The 17,423-nt window shown below is 65.2% G+C and carries 16 protein-coding genes; 5 read left to right on the forward strand and 11 right to left on the reverse strand.

Annotated elements, in window-relative coordinates; translation table 11 throughout:
* Positions 1 to 39 precede the first annotated feature (39 nt).
* Complete coding sequence (locus AB7C87_RS03445) at positions 40 to 627, forward strand: response regulator transcription factor (RefSeq protein WP_369727992.1); 588 nt, start codon at positions 40 to 42, stop codon at positions 625 to 627.
* Positions 628 to 812: 185 nt separating this feature from the next.
* On the opposite strand, the gene AB7C87_RS03450 is transcribed toward AB7C87_RS03445, so the two are convergent.
* Positions 813 to 2,903 (reverse strand): PAS domain-containing protein, encoded by a 2,091-nt coding sequence (locus tag AB7C87_RS03450; RefSeq protein ID WP_369727993.1) that lies wholly within the window; start codon positions 2,901 to 2,903, stop codon positions 813 to 815.
* A 179-nt stretch (positions 2,904 to 3,082) separates the two neighbouring features.
* A complete protein-coding gene (locus tag AB7C87_RS03455; protein ID WP_369727994.1) occupies positions 3,083 to 4,069 on the reverse strand; it encodes an ornithine cyclodeaminase family protein in 987 nt (328 codons plus the stop codon).
* A gap of 150 nt (positions 4,070 to 4,219) precedes the next feature.
* Here AB7C87_RS03455 and AB7C87_RS03460 point away from each other — a divergent pair, with 150 nt between their 5' ends.
* Positions 4,220 to 5,551 carry an NAD(P)/FAD-dependent oxidoreductase gene (locus AB7C87_RS03460; RefSeq protein ID WP_369727995.1) on the forward strand — a complete coding sequence of 444 codons (1,332 nt, stop codon included), beginning with the start codon at positions 4,220 to 4,222 and terminating at the stop codon, positions 5,549 to 5,551.
* Positions 5,552 to 5,639: 88 nt separating this feature from the next.
* Complete coding sequence (locus AB7C87_RS03465; RefSeq protein ID WP_369727996.1) at positions 5,640 to 6,860, forward strand: NAD(P)/FAD-dependent oxidoreductase; 1,221 nt, start codon at positions 5,640 to 5,642, stop codon at positions 6,858 to 6,860.
* 105 nt (positions 6,861 to 6,965) lie between these two features.
* Here the strand turns inward: AB7C87_RS03465 and AB7C87_RS03470 are convergent, their stop codons facing one another.
* The 4 genes from AB7C87_RS03470 to AB7C87_RS03485 form a co-directional block, all read right to left on the reverse strand.
* Positions 6,966 to 8,213 carry a GNAT family N-acetyltransferase gene (locus AB7C87_RS03470; protein WP_369727997.1) on the reverse strand — a complete coding sequence of 416 codons (1,248 nt, stop codon included), beginning with the start codon at positions 8,211 to 8,213 and terminating at the stop codon, positions 6,966 to 6,968.
* A 61-nt stretch (positions 8,214 to 8,274) separates the two neighbouring features.
* Positions 8,275 to 9,477, reverse strand: coding sequence for a pyridoxal phosphate-dependent aminotransferase (locus tag AB7C87_RS03475; RefSeq protein ID WP_369727998.1), 1,203 nt, complete (start codon positions 9,475 to 9,477; stop codon positions 8,275 to 8,277).
* Positions 9,478 to 9,486: 9 nt separating this feature from the next.
* The gene (locus tag AB7C87_RS03480) at positions 9,487 to 9,972 is read right to left on the reverse strand and encodes an Lrp/AsnC family transcriptional regulator (protein WP_369727999.1); all 486 of its coding nucleotides are present in this window, start codon (positions 9,970 to 9,972) and stop codon (positions 9,487 to 9,489) included.
* A 113-nt stretch (positions 9,973 to 10,085) separates the two neighbouring features.
* Complete coding sequence (locus AB7C87_RS03485) at positions 10,086 to 10,709, reverse strand: hypothetical protein (protein WP_369728000.1); 624 nt, start codon at positions 10,707 to 10,709, stop codon at positions 10,086 to 10,088.
* Between the two features lie 231 nt (positions 10,710 to 10,940).
* On the opposite strand from AB7C87_RS03485, the gene AB7C87_RS03490 reads away from it, so the two are divergent.
* Positions 10,941 to 11,504: a thioredoxin family protein gene (locus tag AB7C87_RS03490; protein ID WP_369728001.1), complete on the forward strand. Its 564-nt coding sequence runs from the start codon at positions 10,941 to 10,943 to the stop codon at positions 11,502 to 11,504.
* A gap of 123 nt (positions 11,505 to 11,627) precedes the next feature.
* On the opposite strand, the gene AB7C87_RS03495 is transcribed toward AB7C87_RS03490, so the two are convergent.
* Positions 11,628 to 12,098 (reverse strand): plastocyanin/azurin family copper-binding protein, encoded by a 471-nt coding sequence (locus AB7C87_RS03495; protein WP_369728002.1) that lies wholly within the window; start codon positions 12,096 to 12,098, stop codon positions 11,628 to 11,630.
* A gap of 143 nt (positions 12,099 to 12,241) precedes the next feature.
* Between AB7C87_RS03495 and AB7C87_RS03500 the strand changes: the two genes are divergently transcribed.
* Positions 12,242 to 13,078: a BtpA/SgcQ family protein gene (locus AB7C87_RS03500; RefSeq protein ID WP_369728003.1), complete on the forward strand. Its 837-nt coding sequence runs from the start codon at positions 12,242 to 12,244 to the stop codon at positions 13,076 to 13,078.
* 47 nt (positions 13,079 to 13,125) lie between these two features.
* On the opposite strand, the gene AB7C87_RS03505 is transcribed toward AB7C87_RS03500, so the two are convergent.
* From AB7C87_RS03505 to AB7C87_RS03520, 4 genes are all read right to left on the reverse strand, one after another.
* Entirely contained in the window at positions 13,126 to 14,445 is a 1,320-nt protein-coding gene (locus AB7C87_RS03505) for a hydroxyacid-oxoacid transhydrogenase (RefSeq protein ID WP_369728004.1), read from the reverse strand.
* On the reverse strand, positions 14,442 to 15,248 hold the full coding sequence (locus AB7C87_RS03510; RefSeq protein WP_369728005.1) for an N-acyl homoserine lactonase family protein: 807 nt from the start codon (positions 15,246 to 15,248) through the stop codon (positions 14,442 to 14,444). Before AB7C87_RS03510 ends, AB7C87_RS03505 begins: the two co-directional genes overlap by 4 nt.
* A 171-nt stretch (positions 15,249 to 15,419) precedes the next feature.
* On the reverse strand, positions 15,420 to 16,661 hold the full coding sequence (locus AB7C87_RS03515; RefSeq protein WP_369728006.1) for a tripartite tricarboxylate transporter permease: 1,242 nt from the start codon (positions 16,659 to 16,661) through the stop codon (positions 15,420 to 15,422).
* Positions 16,662 to 16,710: 49 nt separating this feature from the next.
* The gene (locus AB7C87_RS03520) at positions 16,711 to 17,403 is read right to left on the reverse strand and encodes an HAD family hydrolase (RefSeq protein ID WP_369728007.1); all 693 of its coding nucleotides are present in this window, start codon (positions 17,401 to 17,403) and stop codon (positions 16,711 to 16,713) included.
* Positions 17,404 to 17,423 lie beyond the last annotated feature (20 nt).

A 17,423-nucleotide genomic window follows, 5' to 3' on the forward strand; every position in this document is an offset into this window, starting at 1 on the left:
TACGCAGACCCTACCGATAGGGTGGAGGGGACTCGTTCGATGGTAACCGATCGACCGTCCGTACTGATCGCCGAAGACGAGCCGGATCTCGCGAATCTCTACACTTCCCGGCTCGAGGAGCGATACGACGTCCGGACGGCCTACGACGGAAATGAAGCGCTCGAGTCCATCGACGAGGGGATAGACGTCGTCCTCCTCGACCGACGGATGCCCGGCCTCTCGGGTGATCTAGTCCTCGAGACGATTCGAGAGCGCGGCCTGGACTGTCGGGTCGCGATGGTGACGGCGATCGAACCCGACTTCGATATCGTCGAGATGGGGTTCGACGACTATCTCGTCAAGCCGGTTTCGAAGGCGGAATTGATCGCGGTGATCGATCAACTGTTGCTCAGATCGACGTACGACGAACAGCTTCAGGAGTTTTTCGCGCTCGCGTCGAAAAAAGTGTTGTTAGATAGGCAGAAAACCGAGGCGGAACGGCGAACCAGCGAGGAGTACGCCCGACTCGAGGACCGGCTGGCGGTGTTGCGCGTCCGTCTCGACGAGACGGTTTCGAACCTGCTGAAGAGCGAAGACAGCCAACAGCTGTGTCGGAACCTGATCCGGGAATCGATCGCCGACGAGTGAGAGGGATCGTTGGAACGATTTACCGGTACACCACAGATGGATCGCGGTTGTACGGGCGATGATCTATAATGGCCTAATGGGATCGAACCGTCGTCTCGATCGTCGACTACTCCGAACGCACGCTCCATCACCGCGGATCTCGACTACTCCGAACGCACGCTCCGTCACTGGGAAGGCAAACCCGTCTACGACCGCGGCTCGAGGGTCATTACGCCGTCGACGACGATTCGCGTTCCGCTTTGCTCTTCGGTGTCGATCGAGAGGCGCCAGTCGTGGGCTTCGGCGATCGCTCGAACGAGCGTCAGGCCGAGCCCGTCGATGGCCGCTCGATACTCGGTCGTGGGATCGAGCAGTCGGTCGGTCGCCGTCGGCGGAACCTCGGTGGCGTCGTCCTCGATGAAGAATCCGCGAGTAGCGTTGGGGTTGTCGATTCCGATCAGCCCGATACGAACCGTTACGGACTCGCCGGAGGTCCGGGCGGCGATGTCGTCGAACGCCGTCTCGAGGAGGTAGATGAGACGGTCGGGATCGGCCCGAAGCGTCGCCGCTCGCTCGACGAACACCGCACTCGCCTCGAGGCGTGACGCCGTGGCGGCCTCCTCGATTACGCGGTCGAGACGGATCCGGGTTCGGGTGCGGACCGTCGACGCGTTACGTGCGAACTCCCGAACGTCGTCGATGAGTCGCTCCGCACGGTCGAGGGTCGCTTCGACCGTGTCGTCCGCGAGCGGGAACTCCCACTCGTCGGAGTTCGATTCGGGTTCGCCGTCGGCGCCAGCCGTCTCCCGGCGCTCGTCTCTCGGATTCGAGTCACGTTCCTCGGAGCCCGGCTCCGACTCGAGTGGAAACTCCCACTCGTCGGAATCCGAATCGGGTTCGCCAGCGCCCGCGCGTCCAGTCTCGAGTCCGTCGTCGCTCGCGTTCGTCGTGGCGAACCCTTCGTCCGCTGGCACTCGCTTGGATTCGACGTCGGTCGCCTCCGACGCCAGTTCGTCGGCGACGGCCTTTAGCTGGCGTTTCAGGTCGTTCGAGAGGACGTTCGCGACGCCCTCGAGACGTTCGGTCTGGCGCTCGAGTTCGGCGGTGCGTTCCCGAAGGACGCGCTCGCGGGCGGCCCGATCGAGTGCCGCGCGGGTGTTTTCGGCGAGCGTCGACACCAGTTCGACGTCCGTCTCGTCGAACTGATGGGAGTCGAGCGAGCCGGTCATGATCACACCGTGAGTGCCGATCGGCGCGATGATCTCCGATCGAACCGGCGTCTCCGGATTGTAGAGTCCCTCGACGCTCTCGAGGTCGTCGAATCGTTCGACGGTGCCGGATTCGAACACCTCCCAGACGAGCCCCTCGTTGGGGTGAAATCGCGGGAGACCGCCGAACTCGTCGTGAGCGCCGGCGGTTCCGGCGACGGGTTCGAGATACCCCTGTTCTTGCTCGAGGAGCCAGATGCCGCTGATCGGGAGATCGAGCAGGTCACTCCCGGCGTGGACGGCGATGGCACAGATCTCCTCGGGTTCGTCGGATTCGAGCAACCAGCGAGTGATCTCGTGGAGCGAGGCGGCGACGCGTTCGTACTCGTACTGGTCGGTGACGTCCCGAACGACGACTGCAACGGTTGCGGTGTCGTCTTCGATCGGGACGAATCGAAACTCGCCCATTCGATCCGTTCCGTCGGCGTCGGTAAACGGCATCTCGACCTGTCGCCTGTCGGCGGTGCCGATGTCGACGTCGGTGATCGCGTGCCCGATCTCGATGGCGTCCTCGTCGGCGATCGAGGCGAGTTCGGGGACGATCTCGACGTGCTCGCCGACCAGCTCGTCGCGACCGGCACCGAGGAACTCTTCCATCGCCGCGTTGACCGTGACGATTCGGCGATTGCGATCGAGCGTCACGATCCCGTCGTGGACCGCCTCGACGACGGCCGCGTGTTGGGCGATCGTCGTCTCTTGGCGCTTTCGCTCGGTGACGTCGCGCATGTACACCGAGAGCCCGTCTTCGGAGGGAGAGGCCTGCGCTTCGAACCAGGTTTCGAGTTGGGCGTGGTAGATCTCGAAGGAAACGGGGACCTGTTCGTCCATCGCGCGGTGGAAGCCGTCCGGAAACTGGGTTTCGACGGTCTGGGGGAACTCGTCCCACATCACCCGGCCGATGAGGTCGTTGCGCGAACGCTTGAGCAACGTCTCGGCGCGGTCGTTTACGTACGTGAATCGAAAGTCCGTATCGAGCGCGAAGAACGCGTCCGTGACCCGATCGACGATCGGAACGGATCGAGGCGTCACTGTTGCTGGCCCACCCCCAGTGGCGCGTTCTGCATCTCGTCGCCTCCGACGGAGGCCGCCTTCGTGTTGAGCATCGACGGACAGTCAGGAATTACTTGGCGAAGCCCGTATTTCAGTGTCGTGGCCGAAAATTCGGCCGCGATCGGTGCCGTTCGAGTGCTCGTTCCATACTGAGCGTGTTATAATAAAACCGTCGTTCCGGCCCCCTCCTCGCTCGCGCGCTCGAAGACGTACTCGGCGGTCGCCGCGTCGAGAACCGCAGTCCCGACCGACTCGAGGACGAGGATCTCCTCGTCCGAGCGCCGGCCAACCTCGCCAGCGAGGACGGCACCGAACGCCACCACATCGAGGTCGGGATACTCGCGCAGATCGCCCGTTTCTACGGCCTCGTCGGGAACGTCTCCGAAGACGCGACCCGCTCGCTCGATCGTCGTCGCGTCGAGTTCCTGCATCTCCGCAGTGTACGCGCCGACGGCGATCACGAGTGTCCCCGCGGCGAGTGTGTCGCCGGGGAACACCGGCTCCGTGCTGGTCGTCGCCGTGACGATCACCGATGCGCCGTCGACAGCCTCGCGGGGACTCGAGACCGGCTCGACGGGGGCCTCGATCTCGGCCGACAGGTCAGCCGCACACTCGGTCCGTGAATCACTCGGGGAGTAGATCCGAACGGACTCGAGTTCGGAGCCGACCGCGGCGTCGATCGCACGCGTTTGCCAGCGTGCCTGGGTGCCGGCGCCGATCACCGCCAGATCGATCGGCCCGTCGGCGGCGAGTTCACGGGCGGCCAGTCCGCCGATACAGCCCGTTCGGGCGCTCGTGATCCGGTTTCCGGCCAGATAGGCGGCCGGTTGTCCGGTCTCCGCGTCGGCGAGTGATATTTGGGCCGTGACGGTCGGCAACCCGCGTTCGGCGTTTCCCTCGCAGACGGTCACGAGCTTCGTCGCGGCGTAGCTCGCTCCGTGGACGTACGCGGGCATACAGAGGCCGGTTCCGGTCGGTTCCGTCGGTTCCTCCGGGTTCAGCCCGGTTCCGATCGGGTAGTGGGGGCGCTCGGGCCGGTCGACGGCTCCGGCGTATTGCTTCTCGAAGGCGTCGGCGACGACCGGAAGCACGGCCTCGAGGTCGAGTGCCGACGCGACGTCCGAATCCGACAGTACGCGAACCATACGCGAGTATTTCTGCCCGTCGACTTGAGTGTGATTGCAGGCTCGGTATGACTGCGGGCTCGGTGTGGTTGTGGGGTCCGGCGTAATTGTGAGAGCCGCCTCGACTCGAGGGCAGGTGGGAGATATAAGGGTGTTCGTGGTACGACGACCATGGAGATCGTCATCGTCGGCGGCGGTATCGTCGGTACCGCGATCGCCTCCCGGCTGGGTCCGACCGACCACGACGTAACGCTCGTCGAGCGCTCGAGCGTCGGCGGCGAGACGACCGCGGCCTCCGCGGGGATCGTCATGCGGAGTGCGGTCTCACCGGACCCGACGACCCTCTCGCTTCGCGAGCGATCGCGGTCGATCTACGACGAACTGTTCGACACCGGGGCGGTCGACTCGACTCGCACGGGGACGCTGTACGTCGCCGAGACCGAGGCGTTCGCCGATCGGCTGGCGGACGCCGCGAGGGTGCTCCCGGAACACGGCATCGAAGCGAGAGTCGTCGACGGGGAAGACCTCGAGCAACTTGGCATCGACCCCGGCGCACTCACACATCTGAAAGGCGATAGCAGGACGCTCGAGCAACCGGGAGACGACACCGGGACACCCGAGCAACCGGGAGACGACCCCGAGGCGACCGATCGGAACGCCGTCGATGCCGTTGGGGCCATCCGCGCGCTCTACACCCCCGACGATCAGCTCTGCGAGCCGGTCGATCTGTCGACCTGGTTCGCCGACCGCGCTCGCGAGTGCGGCGTCGGGATCAGAACGGGGGAGACGGTGACAGCTGTCGAGACGCGATCGAGTTCGGTCTCGAGCGTCGAAACCGATCACGATCGGCTCGAGGCCGACGCCGTGGTGAACGCCGCCGGACCGTGGGCGCCGGCACTCAACGCGATGGTCGGCGTCTCGCTCCCGCTCAGACACACGCTGGGACCGATGGTCGAACTCGAGGGAGACGGGTCGGTCGACCATCCGGTAACGATCCTCGAGTCGAAACGATACGTTCGACCGGTATCCGCCTCGATGGGAAGCAGATCGTCAGAGCCGGAATCGGAGATGGAACGATCCTCGGGGCGGTCGGACGCGGAACGATCCTCGAGCACAGAACGTTCCTCAGGACCGGACACGGGGCGCGTGTGGGTCGGGAAGTACGAGACGGCCTACGGCGACGGCCACCGCTACGATCCGGACGACGTCGCCGTCCCGGCGTCGTTTCGCGACTCCGCGCCGGCGATGGCGACGCTCGCCGGCCTCGAAGATCCCTCGATCGTCGACGAGTGGGTCGGCCTCCGGACCGTCACGCCGGACGGCCTCCCGCTCGTCGGCGAAACCGACGTCTCGGGGTTCGTGGTCGCCTGCGGGATGACCGGTCAGGGGATCACGGTCGCGCCTGCGGTCGCGGACGTCGTGAAAGCGGTGCTCGAGGAACCCGACGACGGAGACGACTTCGATCGCACGCTCCTCGAGGCGCTCTCTCCGGATCGATTCTGAGGGCGGCGCGAGATCGCACCTCGAGGCGGGGAGTTGACTCGATCTTTCCGGACCAATCCTTATCGGCACACCCCTCGTTAGCCATCGTATGCGAGTCGTCGTCATCGGCGGCGGCATCGTCGGCCTCGCGAGCGCCTACGAACTGGCCGACCGAGGCGCGGATGTCGTCGTCTGCGAGCGGGGCACGGTCGGCTCCGGGAGCACCGAGCGATCGGTTGGCGGCATCCGCGCGCAGTTTTCCTCGCCGGTAAACGTCGACCTCTCGCTCGAGAGTATCGACGTCTGGGAGACGTTCGACGAACGGTTCGGCGTCGACGTCCAGTACCGACGGACCGGCTACCTGTTTCTCGCCCGCTCGGCGGAGACCGCCGCGGCGTTCGACGATCGAGTCGCGATGCAAACCGACCGCGGCGTTCCGAGCGAGGTGCTCTCGCCCGAGGCCGCCCACGAGCGTAGTCCGGCGGTCGATCCCGAGACGGTCGTTGCGGCGACGTACTCGCCGACCGACGGCTTCGCCGACCCCCACCTCGCACTCCAGGGATACGCCCGGGCGGCGACGGACGCGGGCGTCGACGTGCGGACGAAGACGCCGGTCACTGACGTCCTCACCGAACGGGACTGGCGCTCGAGCGAGCAGGGTGGCGAACGCTCGGGCGCCGGCAGTGGCGAACGCTCGAGCGAATCCAGCACGCGAGTGGCCGGCGTCGAAACCCCCGACGGGCGACTCGAGGCCGAGTTCGTCGTGAACGCGGCGGGGCCGTGGGCGGGGCGGATCGCGGCGATGGCCGACGTCGACCTGCCGATCACGCCAAAGCGCCGGCAAGTCGCCGTCGCTCGGCCCGAGACGCCGATCTCGGAGGACGATCCGCTGATAGTCGACCTCGAGGGAGGGACGTACGTCCGCCCGGAGCGCGACGGCGACGCGCTGGTCGGGGGCCACGTCGGATCGTCGGACCCCGAGTGCGATTCCGACGGCTACCGGACCTCGATGGACTTCGAGTGGGCCGCGGACGCCCTCGAGGCGGTCGCCTCCTGGACGACCGCCTTCGGCCCGGAGTCGGCGATCAAACGCGGCTGGGCGGGGCTGTACGCCGTCACCCCAGACGACACCGCGATCGTCGAGGAGAGCGTTCCCGGGTTCGTCACCGCCGCCGGCTTCTCGGGTCACGGCTTTCAACACGCGCCCGCAACCGGAAAGCTGGTCGCCGAACTCGTCGTCGACGGCGAGCTATCGCTCGTCGACGCCGACGCCCTCTCGAGCGATCGGTTCGCGGACGAGCGCGAGAGAGGGGAACGGAACGTCGTGTAGCCTGTGGCGCCAGACGGGATCGATTCCACATGTCGTCCACCTCGGCGAATCGTCACGCCGATGTCGGTTGTCCGGAAGTCACGGCGTCGGTGCCGTTGGCCTGGATCAGAAGTGGTCTCCCAGATAGACGGTCGTCTCGGGAAACAATGTATCGAGCGCGTCGAGAATATCGGGAGTCGCGACCTCGAGTCGGCCCGTTCGCTCGAGGTCGGTCGCCGACCGGGCGCCGACGACGAGTTGGGAGAGCGCGGCGACGTCGATCGTCGCGTCCGGATCGATAGTCCCATTGAGATCGATCCGCTGTTCGGATCCCTCAGGTTCGGCGGCGTCGATCCGCTCGCAGATCGTTTCACCGTCCGACGCCTCGAGCCGAAACGCCCCGTCGTTCCAGTCGACGAGCGGATCGTCGACCGCGACCGAGAGCGATCGTCGCTCCCCGGAAGCGGCCAGGGTCGAAAGCGCCCGTTCGACGTCGACGATTCGAACCATCGGGCCGTCCGCGACCGTCGTTTCGATCCGATCGGGCTCCATCGCGGATTCTCGCAAGGGGAACCGTTCGGAAACCCGGAGTTCGATCCGTTCGATCTGGGAGTCGTGATCGGAACAAAACGCCAGTAACGCCAGCCGAGCCTCGCGGTCGACGGCGACGAGTTCCGAAATGGACATCGTCTTCTCGCCCCAGTCACCGTCGATCCGATAGATCAAGTAGCCCGCCACCGTCCCGTCGCGTTCGTACGCGTAGACGAAGGGGTCGGTTCCGTGGTTCTCGAAGACTCTGTGGCGCCACCACCGCTCGCTCCGATCGATCGCGAGCGTCGGCGGCGAAGCGGCGTACGCGTCCTCGAGGGCGTCGAACTCGTCGGCCGAGACGCGAACGAACGACCCCGCCGATCCGGCGTTCCGGGCGAACGAGAGGATCTCCGGGTCGAACTCGTGGGTGACGATTCGGTTCGCGGTGTCCCAGCCGTATCGTCGGTAGAACCGATACCGGAACGGCCAGAGCGCCGCGAGGGAAGTCCCCCGGTCGCGGTACTCCTCGAGCGAGCGCTCGAGGAGTTGTCCGACGTAGCCGTTGCGGCGATACTCCGGCGGCGTGGCGACCGCGGCCAGTCCGGCCATCGGGTGGCGGTCACCGCGGACGAAGGCCTCGAGCCAGTAGTGTTTGCAGACGGCCCGCGGTCGGTCGTCGTCCGCGTCCGGTTCGAAGAGCCCCCTGCGAGCGCCGGTGGTCGCCCGCGGCGTGTCGTGTTCCTCGGGATCGTAGGCGGGAACGCCGTCTTCGGGACCGAACGCGTAGCTCGTGTACTCGTAAAAGACCTCCGACCGGTCGGGAAGGGGTCGATACGTCGTCATACGAACGGGAGCGAGGTCGAACGGGAAAACGGTTCGTGAGGGGCGGTGACACGCCCCTGGGTCAGGCGTGTTCCTCGACGAACGCCTCGATGCGGGTCAGCGCCTCCCGAAGCTCGTCGAGCCCGGTCGCGTACGAGACCCGAAGGTGGCCCTCGCCGCCGTCGCCGAAAACGTCCCCTGGGACGACGGCGACGCCCTGTTCGCGGAGAACGCCCTCAGCGAACTCCTCGGACGTAAAGCCCGCCGGCACTTCGGGGAAACAGTAGAACGCACCCTTCGCCTCGAAGACGTCCATCCCGATCTCGCGAAACCGCGAGAGGACGAACCGTCGCCTGCGGTCGTACTGGTCGACCATCTCGCGAACCTCGTCGTCACAGGACTCGAGCGCCTCGAGCGCGGCGTACTGTGCCGTCGTCGGCGCCGAGAGCATCGTGTACTGGTGGATTCGGTTCATCGCGCCGACGACGTCCGCGGGGGCGAGTGCGTACCCCAGCCGGAGGCCGGTCATCGCGTGGGCCTTCGAGAAGCCGTTGAAGACGACGGTTCGTTCGCGCATTCCCGGTAGCGTCGCGATCGACGTGTGCCCGCCACCGGAAGACGACGTCTTTCCTGTTCCGGAGTTCGACTCGTCGACGTCGTACGTGAGCTCGGCGTAGATCTCGTCCGAGAGGACCGTCAGGTCGTGCTCGCGGGCGAACTCGGCGACCGGCTCGAGATCCTCCTCGCGCATGATCGCCCCCGTCGGATTGTTGGGATAACAGATGACGAGCAGATCCGCGTCCGCGGCGCCGGCCTCCTCGAGTCCCTCGACGGTGAGTCGGAACTCGTCTTCCTCTCGCGTCGGAACCCGGAGGACTTCGCCGCCGGCGAAGATCACGCCGGGCTCGTAGGAGATGTACGACGGCTGGGCGATCGCGACCGTATCGCCGGGATCGACGAGCGCGCGGAACGCGACGTCGACGGCCTCGCTCGCACCCGCCGTGACGATGATCTCCTCGTCGGGATCGTAGCCGAGGCCGAACCGGTCGTCAACGTAGTCGGCGATCGCCTCCCGAAGGTCGCGACGACCGCGATTTGCCGTGTACGAGGTCTTTCCCTGCTCGAGGGAGGCGATCGCGGCGTCTCGAGCGGCCCACGGCGTCGAGAAATCCGGCTCGCCGACCCCCAACGAGATAACTTCGTCGCGCTCCTCGGCGATTTCGAAAAAGCGCCTGATCCCCGACGGTGGGACCGCTTTCACGCGGTCAGAGAGTTCGATTGGCATGGTTGGGAATCAGGGGGAATACGAGAGGCGGTCGTCCTCCTCGCCGTCGCCGAGTTCGATTCCGTTTTCCTTGTAGGAAGTCATCACGTAGTGAGTAACCGTCTGGGTGATCTCGGGGACGGGCGCGACCTTCTCGCTGATGAATTGGGAAACCTCCCGGATCGAGTCGCCTTCGACCTCCATGTCGAAGTCGTAGTCGCCGCTGACAAGGCGCAACGCCGTGACCTGCGGGAACTGGACGAGACGCTCGGCAATATCGCCGTACCCCGTCTCGCGGTCGAGGCGGACGTTCAACTCGACCTCGGCTCGAACGCGTTCGTCCTCCAGTTTGTCCCAGTCGACGACTACCTGGTAGCCACGAACCACGCCCGCCGCCTCGAGTTCCTCGATGACTGCCTCGACCTCGCCTTCCTCGAGGTCGGTCATTCGCGCGATGTCGGCCGTCGAGTACCGCGCGTTCTCACGAAGAGACTCGAGCACGTCGCGTTCGCTCATACCACTGCGAAGCGCGAGCGTGAGTAAAAACGTTGTTCTTCGTTCGTTCGCGAAGGCTCGAGTGTGAAAGCGGTGTCGCGGGTACGACTATCGCACGAACGACGAGAGTCGAACTACCGGTAGTTCTTGAACAACAACGCCCGCACGTCGTCTTTCGTCTGGGCGTCCTCGCTCGAGCCGTCCGGAAGCGCCACGGTGTAGCGGTAATCCGCCGAGGAAGACTCCTCCCACTTGTCGTCGTGGGTCTCGAGTAAACTCATCATCTCGTTTAGCATATCGTCGTCGTCCGCTTCGCCGCTCTCGCTCGAGACGTCGCCGGCCCCGTCCTCGTCTCCGTCGCTCGCATCCGCGTCCTGGTCGTCGTCCGCATCGCCCTCGCGTTCCGATTCCTCGTCGATCTCTCCTTCTTCCGGGGAAACCTCGTCGACCGACACTTCGTCGTCGGTCGTCGAGTCCTCGCCGTCGGACTCGGACGACTCGTCGTAGGAAACTTCCTCGAGTTCGTGGGGGTCGGGCCCGCCTTCGATGGCGGCGTCGACCGACGCCGTGACGTCGTCGGTCGCCGACGAGTCGAACTCGACGTCGATCTCGAGATCCTCGTCGGCGTTGTCGATCAGAAACTGCACGGCGTCTCGTTCGCGCACGAACCCGTACTTGCCGACGACCGACTCCGAAATCTCCTCGCGGAGGTGTTGGATGTAGGCGTACTGTTCGTCGGTAACCTCGAGCGTCTTCATATTTCCTCGATAACGTGGGAGGTACAAATATGTAGGCCGTCCCGAGGGTCGCTCGAGCGAACGGATGCTCACGGAGGTCCACCGTCACAGGCGACGATATAGTAGCCACTGAAAGTCAATGCACACCCGATCGCCAGATGGATCGGCGGTCGGTGTGTACATCGTTTCAGTTGTTACTATAGAGGTGTGGGTCCGGAAACATTTTTTCGAGGGACGTACAATCGTATCCACATGGTCCAACGAGATTCGGAGTCAGAACTGGCCGCCGGCGACTCGGCGCCCGCGTTCGAACTGCCCGGTGCAGACGGCGAAACGTACGTACTCGAGCAGTTCGCCGAGGACGAGGCGCTCTTGGTCGTGTTCACCTGTAACCACTGTCCGTACGCCCAAGCGAAATTCGACCTGCTGAACGAACTGGCCGAAGCGCACGACGACGTCTCAGTCGTCGGAATCAACCCGAACGACGCCGAAGAGTATCCCGAAGATTCCTTCGAGAAGATGGAAGCGTACGTCGAGGAGGGGGCGATCCGTTACGACGCCTACCTCCGGGACGAATCCCAGTCGGTCGCCCGCGAGTACGGGGCGGCGTGTACGCCGGACCCGTTTCTTTTTGCCCGACGCGACGGCGAGTTCCGACTCGTTTACCAAGGTCGACTCGACGACGCGCCGAACCCCGACGACGACCCATCCCGGTACTACGTCCGCGAAGCCATCGAGGCCGTCAAAGACGGCGAAGACGTCGACCTCGAGTGGCGCCCGTCACGTGGCTGTTCGATCAAGTGGTCTGATAATTGAAACGACCCGACTCGGGCCGCGGCGAAAGACCACCGTTCGCGACGTGACGTCCGCTCGAGGGTATGTGGGTGGGAAAATCGAACGCGTCGTTTCGAGCGACGACTCCGGTTCGGATCGGACTCGTTACTCGACCTGAATGTCTCCGACCATGGTCGTCTCGTGTGGGTCACACACGTACTGGGCCATATCGGAGCTGGCTTCGAACTCGAGGATCTGGTCGTCACCGGGGTCGTCGGTTTCGCTGGTCTCGAGCCCGTCGACGACCTCACCGCCGTCGTCCCAGATTTCGATGTTGTGGAGCGAGCCGTCGCCTTCAGTCCAGCCGATGGTGTAGTCGCCGCCCTCCTCCAGAACGAGCGTCGGGTTCTGTTCGCCGTCGATCTCCGAGGGCTCGAGGCCCTCCCAGCCGGCGGTCTGACCGTCGAATCGGATGTCCGTTCCGGCGTCGATCGCAACTTCACCGTCCCCGTTTCCGTTCCCGCTGTCGTCGCCGTTTCCGTTACCGTTTCCGTCGCTACTACATCCTGCGACGACCGCGGTGGCGGCCGTCGCACCCGCTACCTTCAGGAACGTTCGTCGGGAGCCGTGGTGCATACTCATAGTTCACCGTGATCTTACGGGTGGATATCATTGAAGCGCGCGTCTATTCCCATCGGCTGGGACACATGTTGAACATGTTCGCCCATATTTAATTGGGGCGGGAAACAGTATATATCACTCGAGACATCACGGGAAGTATGGAGATACGGGACCGATTCGGAGTCGAGCGCCCGATCGTCGGCATGATTCACCTGCCGGCACTTCCCGGCGCGCCGGGGTATGCCGGCGACCGAACCCACGTCCACGATCGCATGCTCGAGGACGCGAAACGCCTGGAGGCGGGCGGGATCGACGGAATCGTACTGGAGAACTTCGGCGATACGCCGTTTTACCCGGAGAGCGTTCCGAACCACGTCGTCGCGGAGATGTCCGCGCTGGCGTCAACGCTTTCGGCCGCCGTCGACGTCCCGGTCGGGATCAACGTCCTCAGAAACGATGCCGATGCCGCCCTCTCGATCGCCGCCGCGACCGGTGGCGCGTTCGTCCGCGTCAACGTTCACATCGGCTCGGCCGCGACCGATCAGGGAGTACTCGAGGGATCGGCCCACGAGACGCTCCGACTCCGTGATCGGATCGACGCCGACGTTGCGATCCTCGCGGACGTCCACGTCAAACACGCGACGCCGCTCGGCGACGCCGGTATCGAGCGCTCGGCCCTGGAGGCGGTCGAACGCGGGAACGCCGACGGCGTGATCGTCTCGGGATCGGGAACCGGCGCCGAAGCCACTCTCGAGGAGGTCGAGCGCGTAAGCGACGCACTTTCGGGACGAGCGCCGGTGTTCGTCGGGAGCGGTGTGACGAGCGACAGCGTCGTCGACTGTCTCGAGGCGGGTGCATCCGGTGTCATCGTTGGAACCGCGCTCAAACGCGACGGCGTGACGACGAATCCGGTCTCGAGCGAGCGCGTCGAGAAGGTCGTCACGGCGGCTCGCCGTTTTGGCTCGGTCGACGACAGCGACTCGACTGACAGATGACGACAGCGACCCACGACGTCCGCTCGAGTCGATCGACGGATCCGTCGTCACTCCCAGTTGTGGAGGGCGTCACGGAAGATCTCGACGGCGTCTTCTTTCGTCACCGGGCGCGGATTGCATCGCAACAGCCGTTGTTGGGTATCGACGGTCTGGGTCGCGAGCCAGTCGACGTCGTCGTCTTCGATTCCCGCGAGATCCGACAAGCCACTCGGGATGACGTTTAGGTCCTGCTGGAGCCGAACGTACTCCGCTCTCGCTCGATCCGCGGCCTCACGGGTTCCCAGGTCGTCCGTCTCTGCGCCGAGCATCTCGGCGACCCTGACGAAGCGCTCCGGATCGCTCGCGACGTTGTAACCGAGCGTCGTCGCGGGCGTGAGTACGGCGATCGTCTCGCCGTGGTAGGTGTGATACCGGTTGCCGACCGGATAGGCCATCGCGTGACAGAGACTCGCACCAGCGGTGAGGCCGGCGATCGCACCGAACAGCGCGCCCTTCAGCATGGCCGAGCGGGCCTCGACGTCGTCCCCGTTGTGGACCGCGGTACGGACATTTCCGGAGAGTAGCTCGATCGCGTTCTCCGAGAACATCTCCGTCAGTTCGGTTCGTCCCGCATAGACCGGCCGTTCGGCCGGGTCCGACGCACGAAGGAGGCCGTCGAAGGGGTGCGTGGTGTAGCCCTCGATCGCGTGTCCCAGCGCGTCCATCGCCGTCTTGCCGGTTTGCTCCGCCGGAAGCGTCGTCGTGAACGTCGGATCGAGGACCGCCGCGTCCGCCCGGATGTGATTGCTCGAGACGCCCTCCTTGATTTCTTTCTCCTCGACGGAGAAGATCGCGACGGGCGAGATTTCGGCCCCGGTCCCCGCCGTCGTCGGCATCAACACCAGGGGCGGGCCGGACTCCGTGAGCGACTCGCCCTCGCCGGTCGGTTCGGCGATGTAATCGAGTACCTCACCGCCGTTGGCGATCACCGCGCGGGTCCCCTTCGCGACGTCGATACAGCTCCCGCCGCCGAAACCGACGTAGAAGTCGTATCCGTCCTCGCCCTCGTTCTCGCGGACGAACGAGATGCAGTCGTCGACGTTCTCGATCGACGGCTCGCGCTCCGTACCGTCCCAGACGGTGACGTCGTATCCCGCGTCCTCGAGGTGGTCCGTGACGCGGTCGACGTGGCCGATATCGACCAGGTTCTCGTCGGTGACCACGAGACCGTGGGCGGAGTCGTCCGCGTCGACCCCGAGATCCGCCAACTGAACGCCGAGTTCTTCGACGCTGTCCCGACCGAACCTGATCTGGGGCATCTGGAGGTGCCAGACGGTCTCCGGCCCAAGTTCGTGTTCCGGCGCCGAGACGGATCGGTCGTAGCTCATCGCCCCCACCCCTCCCTGATCTCCTCGAACTGGTCTTTGTCGTGGCCGTAGACGACCGCCGCATCGTGGCGGCGCTCGATCTCCTTGATGTGCTGGAGGGTGTCGAACCACTCCGTCTTCCCCCAGAGGAGGCCGGCCCCCAGCGGCGCCTCCGCCTCGTAGTTCGGCGCCTGATACACCTGATCCCCGGTGAAGACGAGCGTTCCATCGTCGTCGAGGTGAATTACGGTCCCCGTCAACCCCGGCGTGTGCCCCGGGAAGCGGACGAACTCGACGTCCTCGAAGTGCTCCTCGCGGTCACGGTGGATCACCTGCCAGTTCAGATCGTGATCGAAGTCCTCGAGAATGTACGCCGAACTCCCTTTGTCCGTCTTCGCGCTGTAGTAGGCGAACTTGATCTCGCGTTCGTGAACGTAGATCGGGACATCGGTTCCATCGAAGAACTCGAGTCCACCCGCGTGATCCAGGTGCAGGTGCGTCTGGAAGACGGCGTCGATGTCGTCGAGGTCGTACCCTGCCTCCTCGAGGTCGTCGTCGAGCCGATGTTCGTGTGCGTCGTGTGGGTAAAACGCTTGCAAGAGGCCCTCGGGCCAGTGGCCCTCGAGCGCGTCGTGATGTGAGCCGGTGTCCCAGAGAATCGTCGCCTCCGGGTGGTCGATGACGAGGTTCCAGACCGGAATCTCGTCGTACGTGAGATCCGGATTCGGCTCGTCGTGCGTCCCGAGGGTCTCGCCCTCGATCATGTAGTTCTGGTCGCACTCGAGGCCGCCGCGGTGGATGACGTCGACTGTCGCGTCTACCATTGGTGAGCACCTTCGAGCCCTACATCGATCGTGTACAAAAAATTGTGTGGTATTTTCGGTGGCGACGGGAAGCGCAACCCTCAATCCGATCGCAGTCTTGGGGTGTCGGTGCAATCGAGGATGGCGTCCTAGCTCGACGCAGACGGGAAGGTCCACGGACCGAATCCGACCTCAAACGCCGAACATCAACGGACCGATGAGAACGCCCATCAGGTGGACGCGTCGGGCCCGCAACCGAACCGGAACCAATCCGACTGCGGTCGCGACGACGAACACCGCGATGCCGGGAACGCCGGTAAAGAGATACGAGAGCACGAGCAACAGACCCAAAACCGCACCTGAGATCTTCCAGTACGCGGTCCGGCCCACCAACTCGAGGTAGGCGTCGCCGACGACGATCACGAGGACGAATCCCACCGCACCGGCGACGACGACCGCGAGGATCAAGACGGGAAGCTCGAGCGGCGCGTTCGCGTGCTCGAAGGCGACCATCACGCCCGTCCGCGGCTGGCCGATGGCGACCAGCGCGAACAGCGCGAATATCGTGTTTGCCGTGTCGACGCCGCTGGTTGCGACGATGTAACCCCGGTCGCCCGAGCCGCCGGGGACGAGCACTAACACCGCGACGGCGGCGATCGCGGCCGAGATACCGGGGATGTAACCAACGACCGCACCAGCGAGCGTGCCCGCGACGGCGGTCGCGGCGACCAGCCACCGAGGGAGCGCAATCCGATCGTCGTCCTGGCGCGGAATCCCACCGCCGAAGATCGCATCGATCAACACCGGCGCGCCGAACAACCCGGCAAACAAGGGTGCGAGCATGCCGCCCGCCTCGAGCGGCGCGTCCGGCGAGAGATCGAGGGTCAACGCGCCGAGCGCCGCCGCGAGCGCGAACGAGAGTGTGCCGCCGGCGCGGCCGCGCCAGCTCCGTTCGGACGCGATCAACGCGACGACGACCGCCGCGAGGACGAGCGGAAGGTTCGCTCGAATCGTCGGATAAACGGCTGTCACCGCGTACGTGACGGGGATCGCGAGCGGAACCGCGGCCAGGACAGCGAGGATGCTCCCAACCGCGGAGAGGCGAATCGCCTCTGGGCCCCGTCCCTCGAGGACCATCCGGTGGCCGGGCAGTGCGGTAACGGCCATCTCGGCGTCGGGGACGCCGAGTGCCATCGCCGGAACGGCGTTGAGAAAGGTGTGGACGACTCCCGCCGCGAGCATCGCACAGCCGACGGAAAGCGGCGGTCCGGGGACGGCGACCGCAAAGCCGGCGAGCAAGAGTGCGAAGTTGTTGGCGTGAAGTCCGGGAACCAGCCCGCTCACACTGCCGAGGGCCGCTCCGGCGAGAATCCAGGCGAGCAACTGCATCGAGAGCGACGGATCGACGACGAGTTCGATCGGAACGGCGACCATCACACGGTCTGGCCGCCGCTTCGCTTGTAAACTCGAGGGCGACGCCCCGTCAGTCGCGACGTGGCTCGAACGGCCGCCGAATCGGCTCGGGGAAGCCGTCGGGCTCGAGCAGGTCGCCGACGCTCGAGACGACCGCATCCGCGGCGTCGGCTTCGTTGCGCCCACCGGGATCGTCGACCACGTAGATCGGTCGGAAGCCAGCCGATCGAGCGCCAACGATATCTTCCTCGTAGCTGTCGCCGACGTAGACCTGATCGTCGCCGGGAAGCGCCGCCATTGCGCGCTCGAAGATCCGTCGATTCGGCTTTCCGACACCGACGTCGCCGGAGACGATCACCGACTCGACGAGGTCCGCAAGCTCGTGACGCTCGAGTTTCGCGCGCTGTTGGTCGCCCGCGCCGTTGGTCAACACGCCGGTCGGATTCGTCGCCGCGACGCGTTCGACGACGCGGATCGCGTCGTCCGAAACGACGCTCGCCTCGAGTTCCGTCTCGCAGTGTTCGCGGGCGAGTGCGGCCGCCGTCGCGTCGAGATCAGTGATCTCGAGGACTGCCTCGAACGCCCTGCGGTAGGGCTCGGATTCACATCGATCGATCGCGTCGAACAACACCTCGAGGTAGGCCTCGTAGGCCGCGTCGGTCGGCTCGCCGTACGGCGAGACGGTCCTCACGAACTGCTCGTCGAACGGAACGTCGTAGGAACAAAGCGTCCCGTCCAGATCGAAGTGAACTGCGGTTGTCATAACTGGCCGTTCACACGGGT

The organism is Natrarchaeobius versutus (assembly GCF_041205745.1).
GTDB lineage: Archaea > Halobacteriota > Halobacteria > Halobacteriales > Natrialbaceae > Natrarchaeobius > Natrarchaeobius versutus.

Bases quoted from the DNA above. Each gene is read 5' to 3' on its own strand.
- AB7C87_RS03475 (WP_369727998.1), bottom strand. From the start codon at position 9,477: ATGCCAATCGAACTCTCTGACCGCGTGAAAGCGGTCCCACCGTCGGGG.
- AB7C87_RS03500 (WP_369728003.1), top strand. From the start codon at position 12,242: ATGGAGATACGGGACCGATTCGGAGTCGAGCGCCCGATCGTCGGCATG.
- AB7C87_RS03490 (WP_369728001.1), top strand. From the start codon at position 10,941: ATGGTCCAACGAGATTCGGAGTCAGAACTGGCCGCCGGCGACTCGGCG.
- AB7C87_RS03455 (WP_369727994.1), bottom strand. From the start codon at position 4,069: ATGGTTCGCGTACTGTCGGATTCGGACGTCGCGTCGGCACTCGACCTC.
- AB7C87_RS03505 (WP_369728004.1), bottom strand. From the start codon at position 14,445: ATGAGCTACGACCGATCCGTCTCGGCGCCGGAACACGAACTTGGGCCG.
- AB7C87_RS03470 (WP_369727997.1), bottom strand. From the start codon at position 8,213: ATGACGACGTATCGACCCCTTCCCGACCGGTCGGAGGTCTTTTACGAG.
- AB7C87_RS03480 (WP_369727999.1), bottom strand. From the start codon at position 9,972: ATGAGCGAACGCGACGTGCTCGAGTCTCTTCGTGAGAACGCGCGGTAC.
- AB7C87_RS03465 (WP_369727996.1), top strand. From the start codon at position 5,640: ATGCGAGTCGTCGTCATCGGCGGCGGCATCGTCGGCCTCGCGAGCGCC.
- AB7C87_RS03520 (WP_369728007.1), bottom strand. From the start codon at position 17,403: ATGACAACCGCAGTTCACTTCGATCTGGACGGGACGCTTTGTTCCTAC.
- AB7C87_RS03515 (WP_369728006.1), bottom strand. From the start codon at position 16,661: ATGGTCGCCGTTCCGATCGAACTCGTCGTCGATCCGTCGCTCTCGATG.
- AB7C87_RS03445 (WP_369727992.1), top strand. From the start codon at position 40: ATGGTAACCGATCGACCGTCCGTACTGATCGCCGAAGACGAGCCGGAT.
- AB7C87_RS03485 (WP_369728000.1), bottom strand. From the start codon at position 10,709: ATGAAGACGCTCGAGGTTACCGACGAACAGTACGCCTACATCCAACAC.
- AB7C87_RS03495 (WP_369728002.1), bottom strand. From the start codon at position 12,098: ATGCACCACGGCTCCCGACGAACGTTCCTGAAGGTAGCGGGTGCGACG.
- AB7C87_RS03510 (WP_369728005.1), bottom strand. From the start codon at position 15,248: ATGGTAGACGCGACAGTCGACGTCATCCACCGCGGCGGCCTCGAGTGC.
- AB7C87_RS03460 (WP_369727995.1), top strand. From the start codon at position 4,220: ATGGAGATCGTCATCGTCGGCGGCGGTATCGTCGGTACCGCGATCGCC.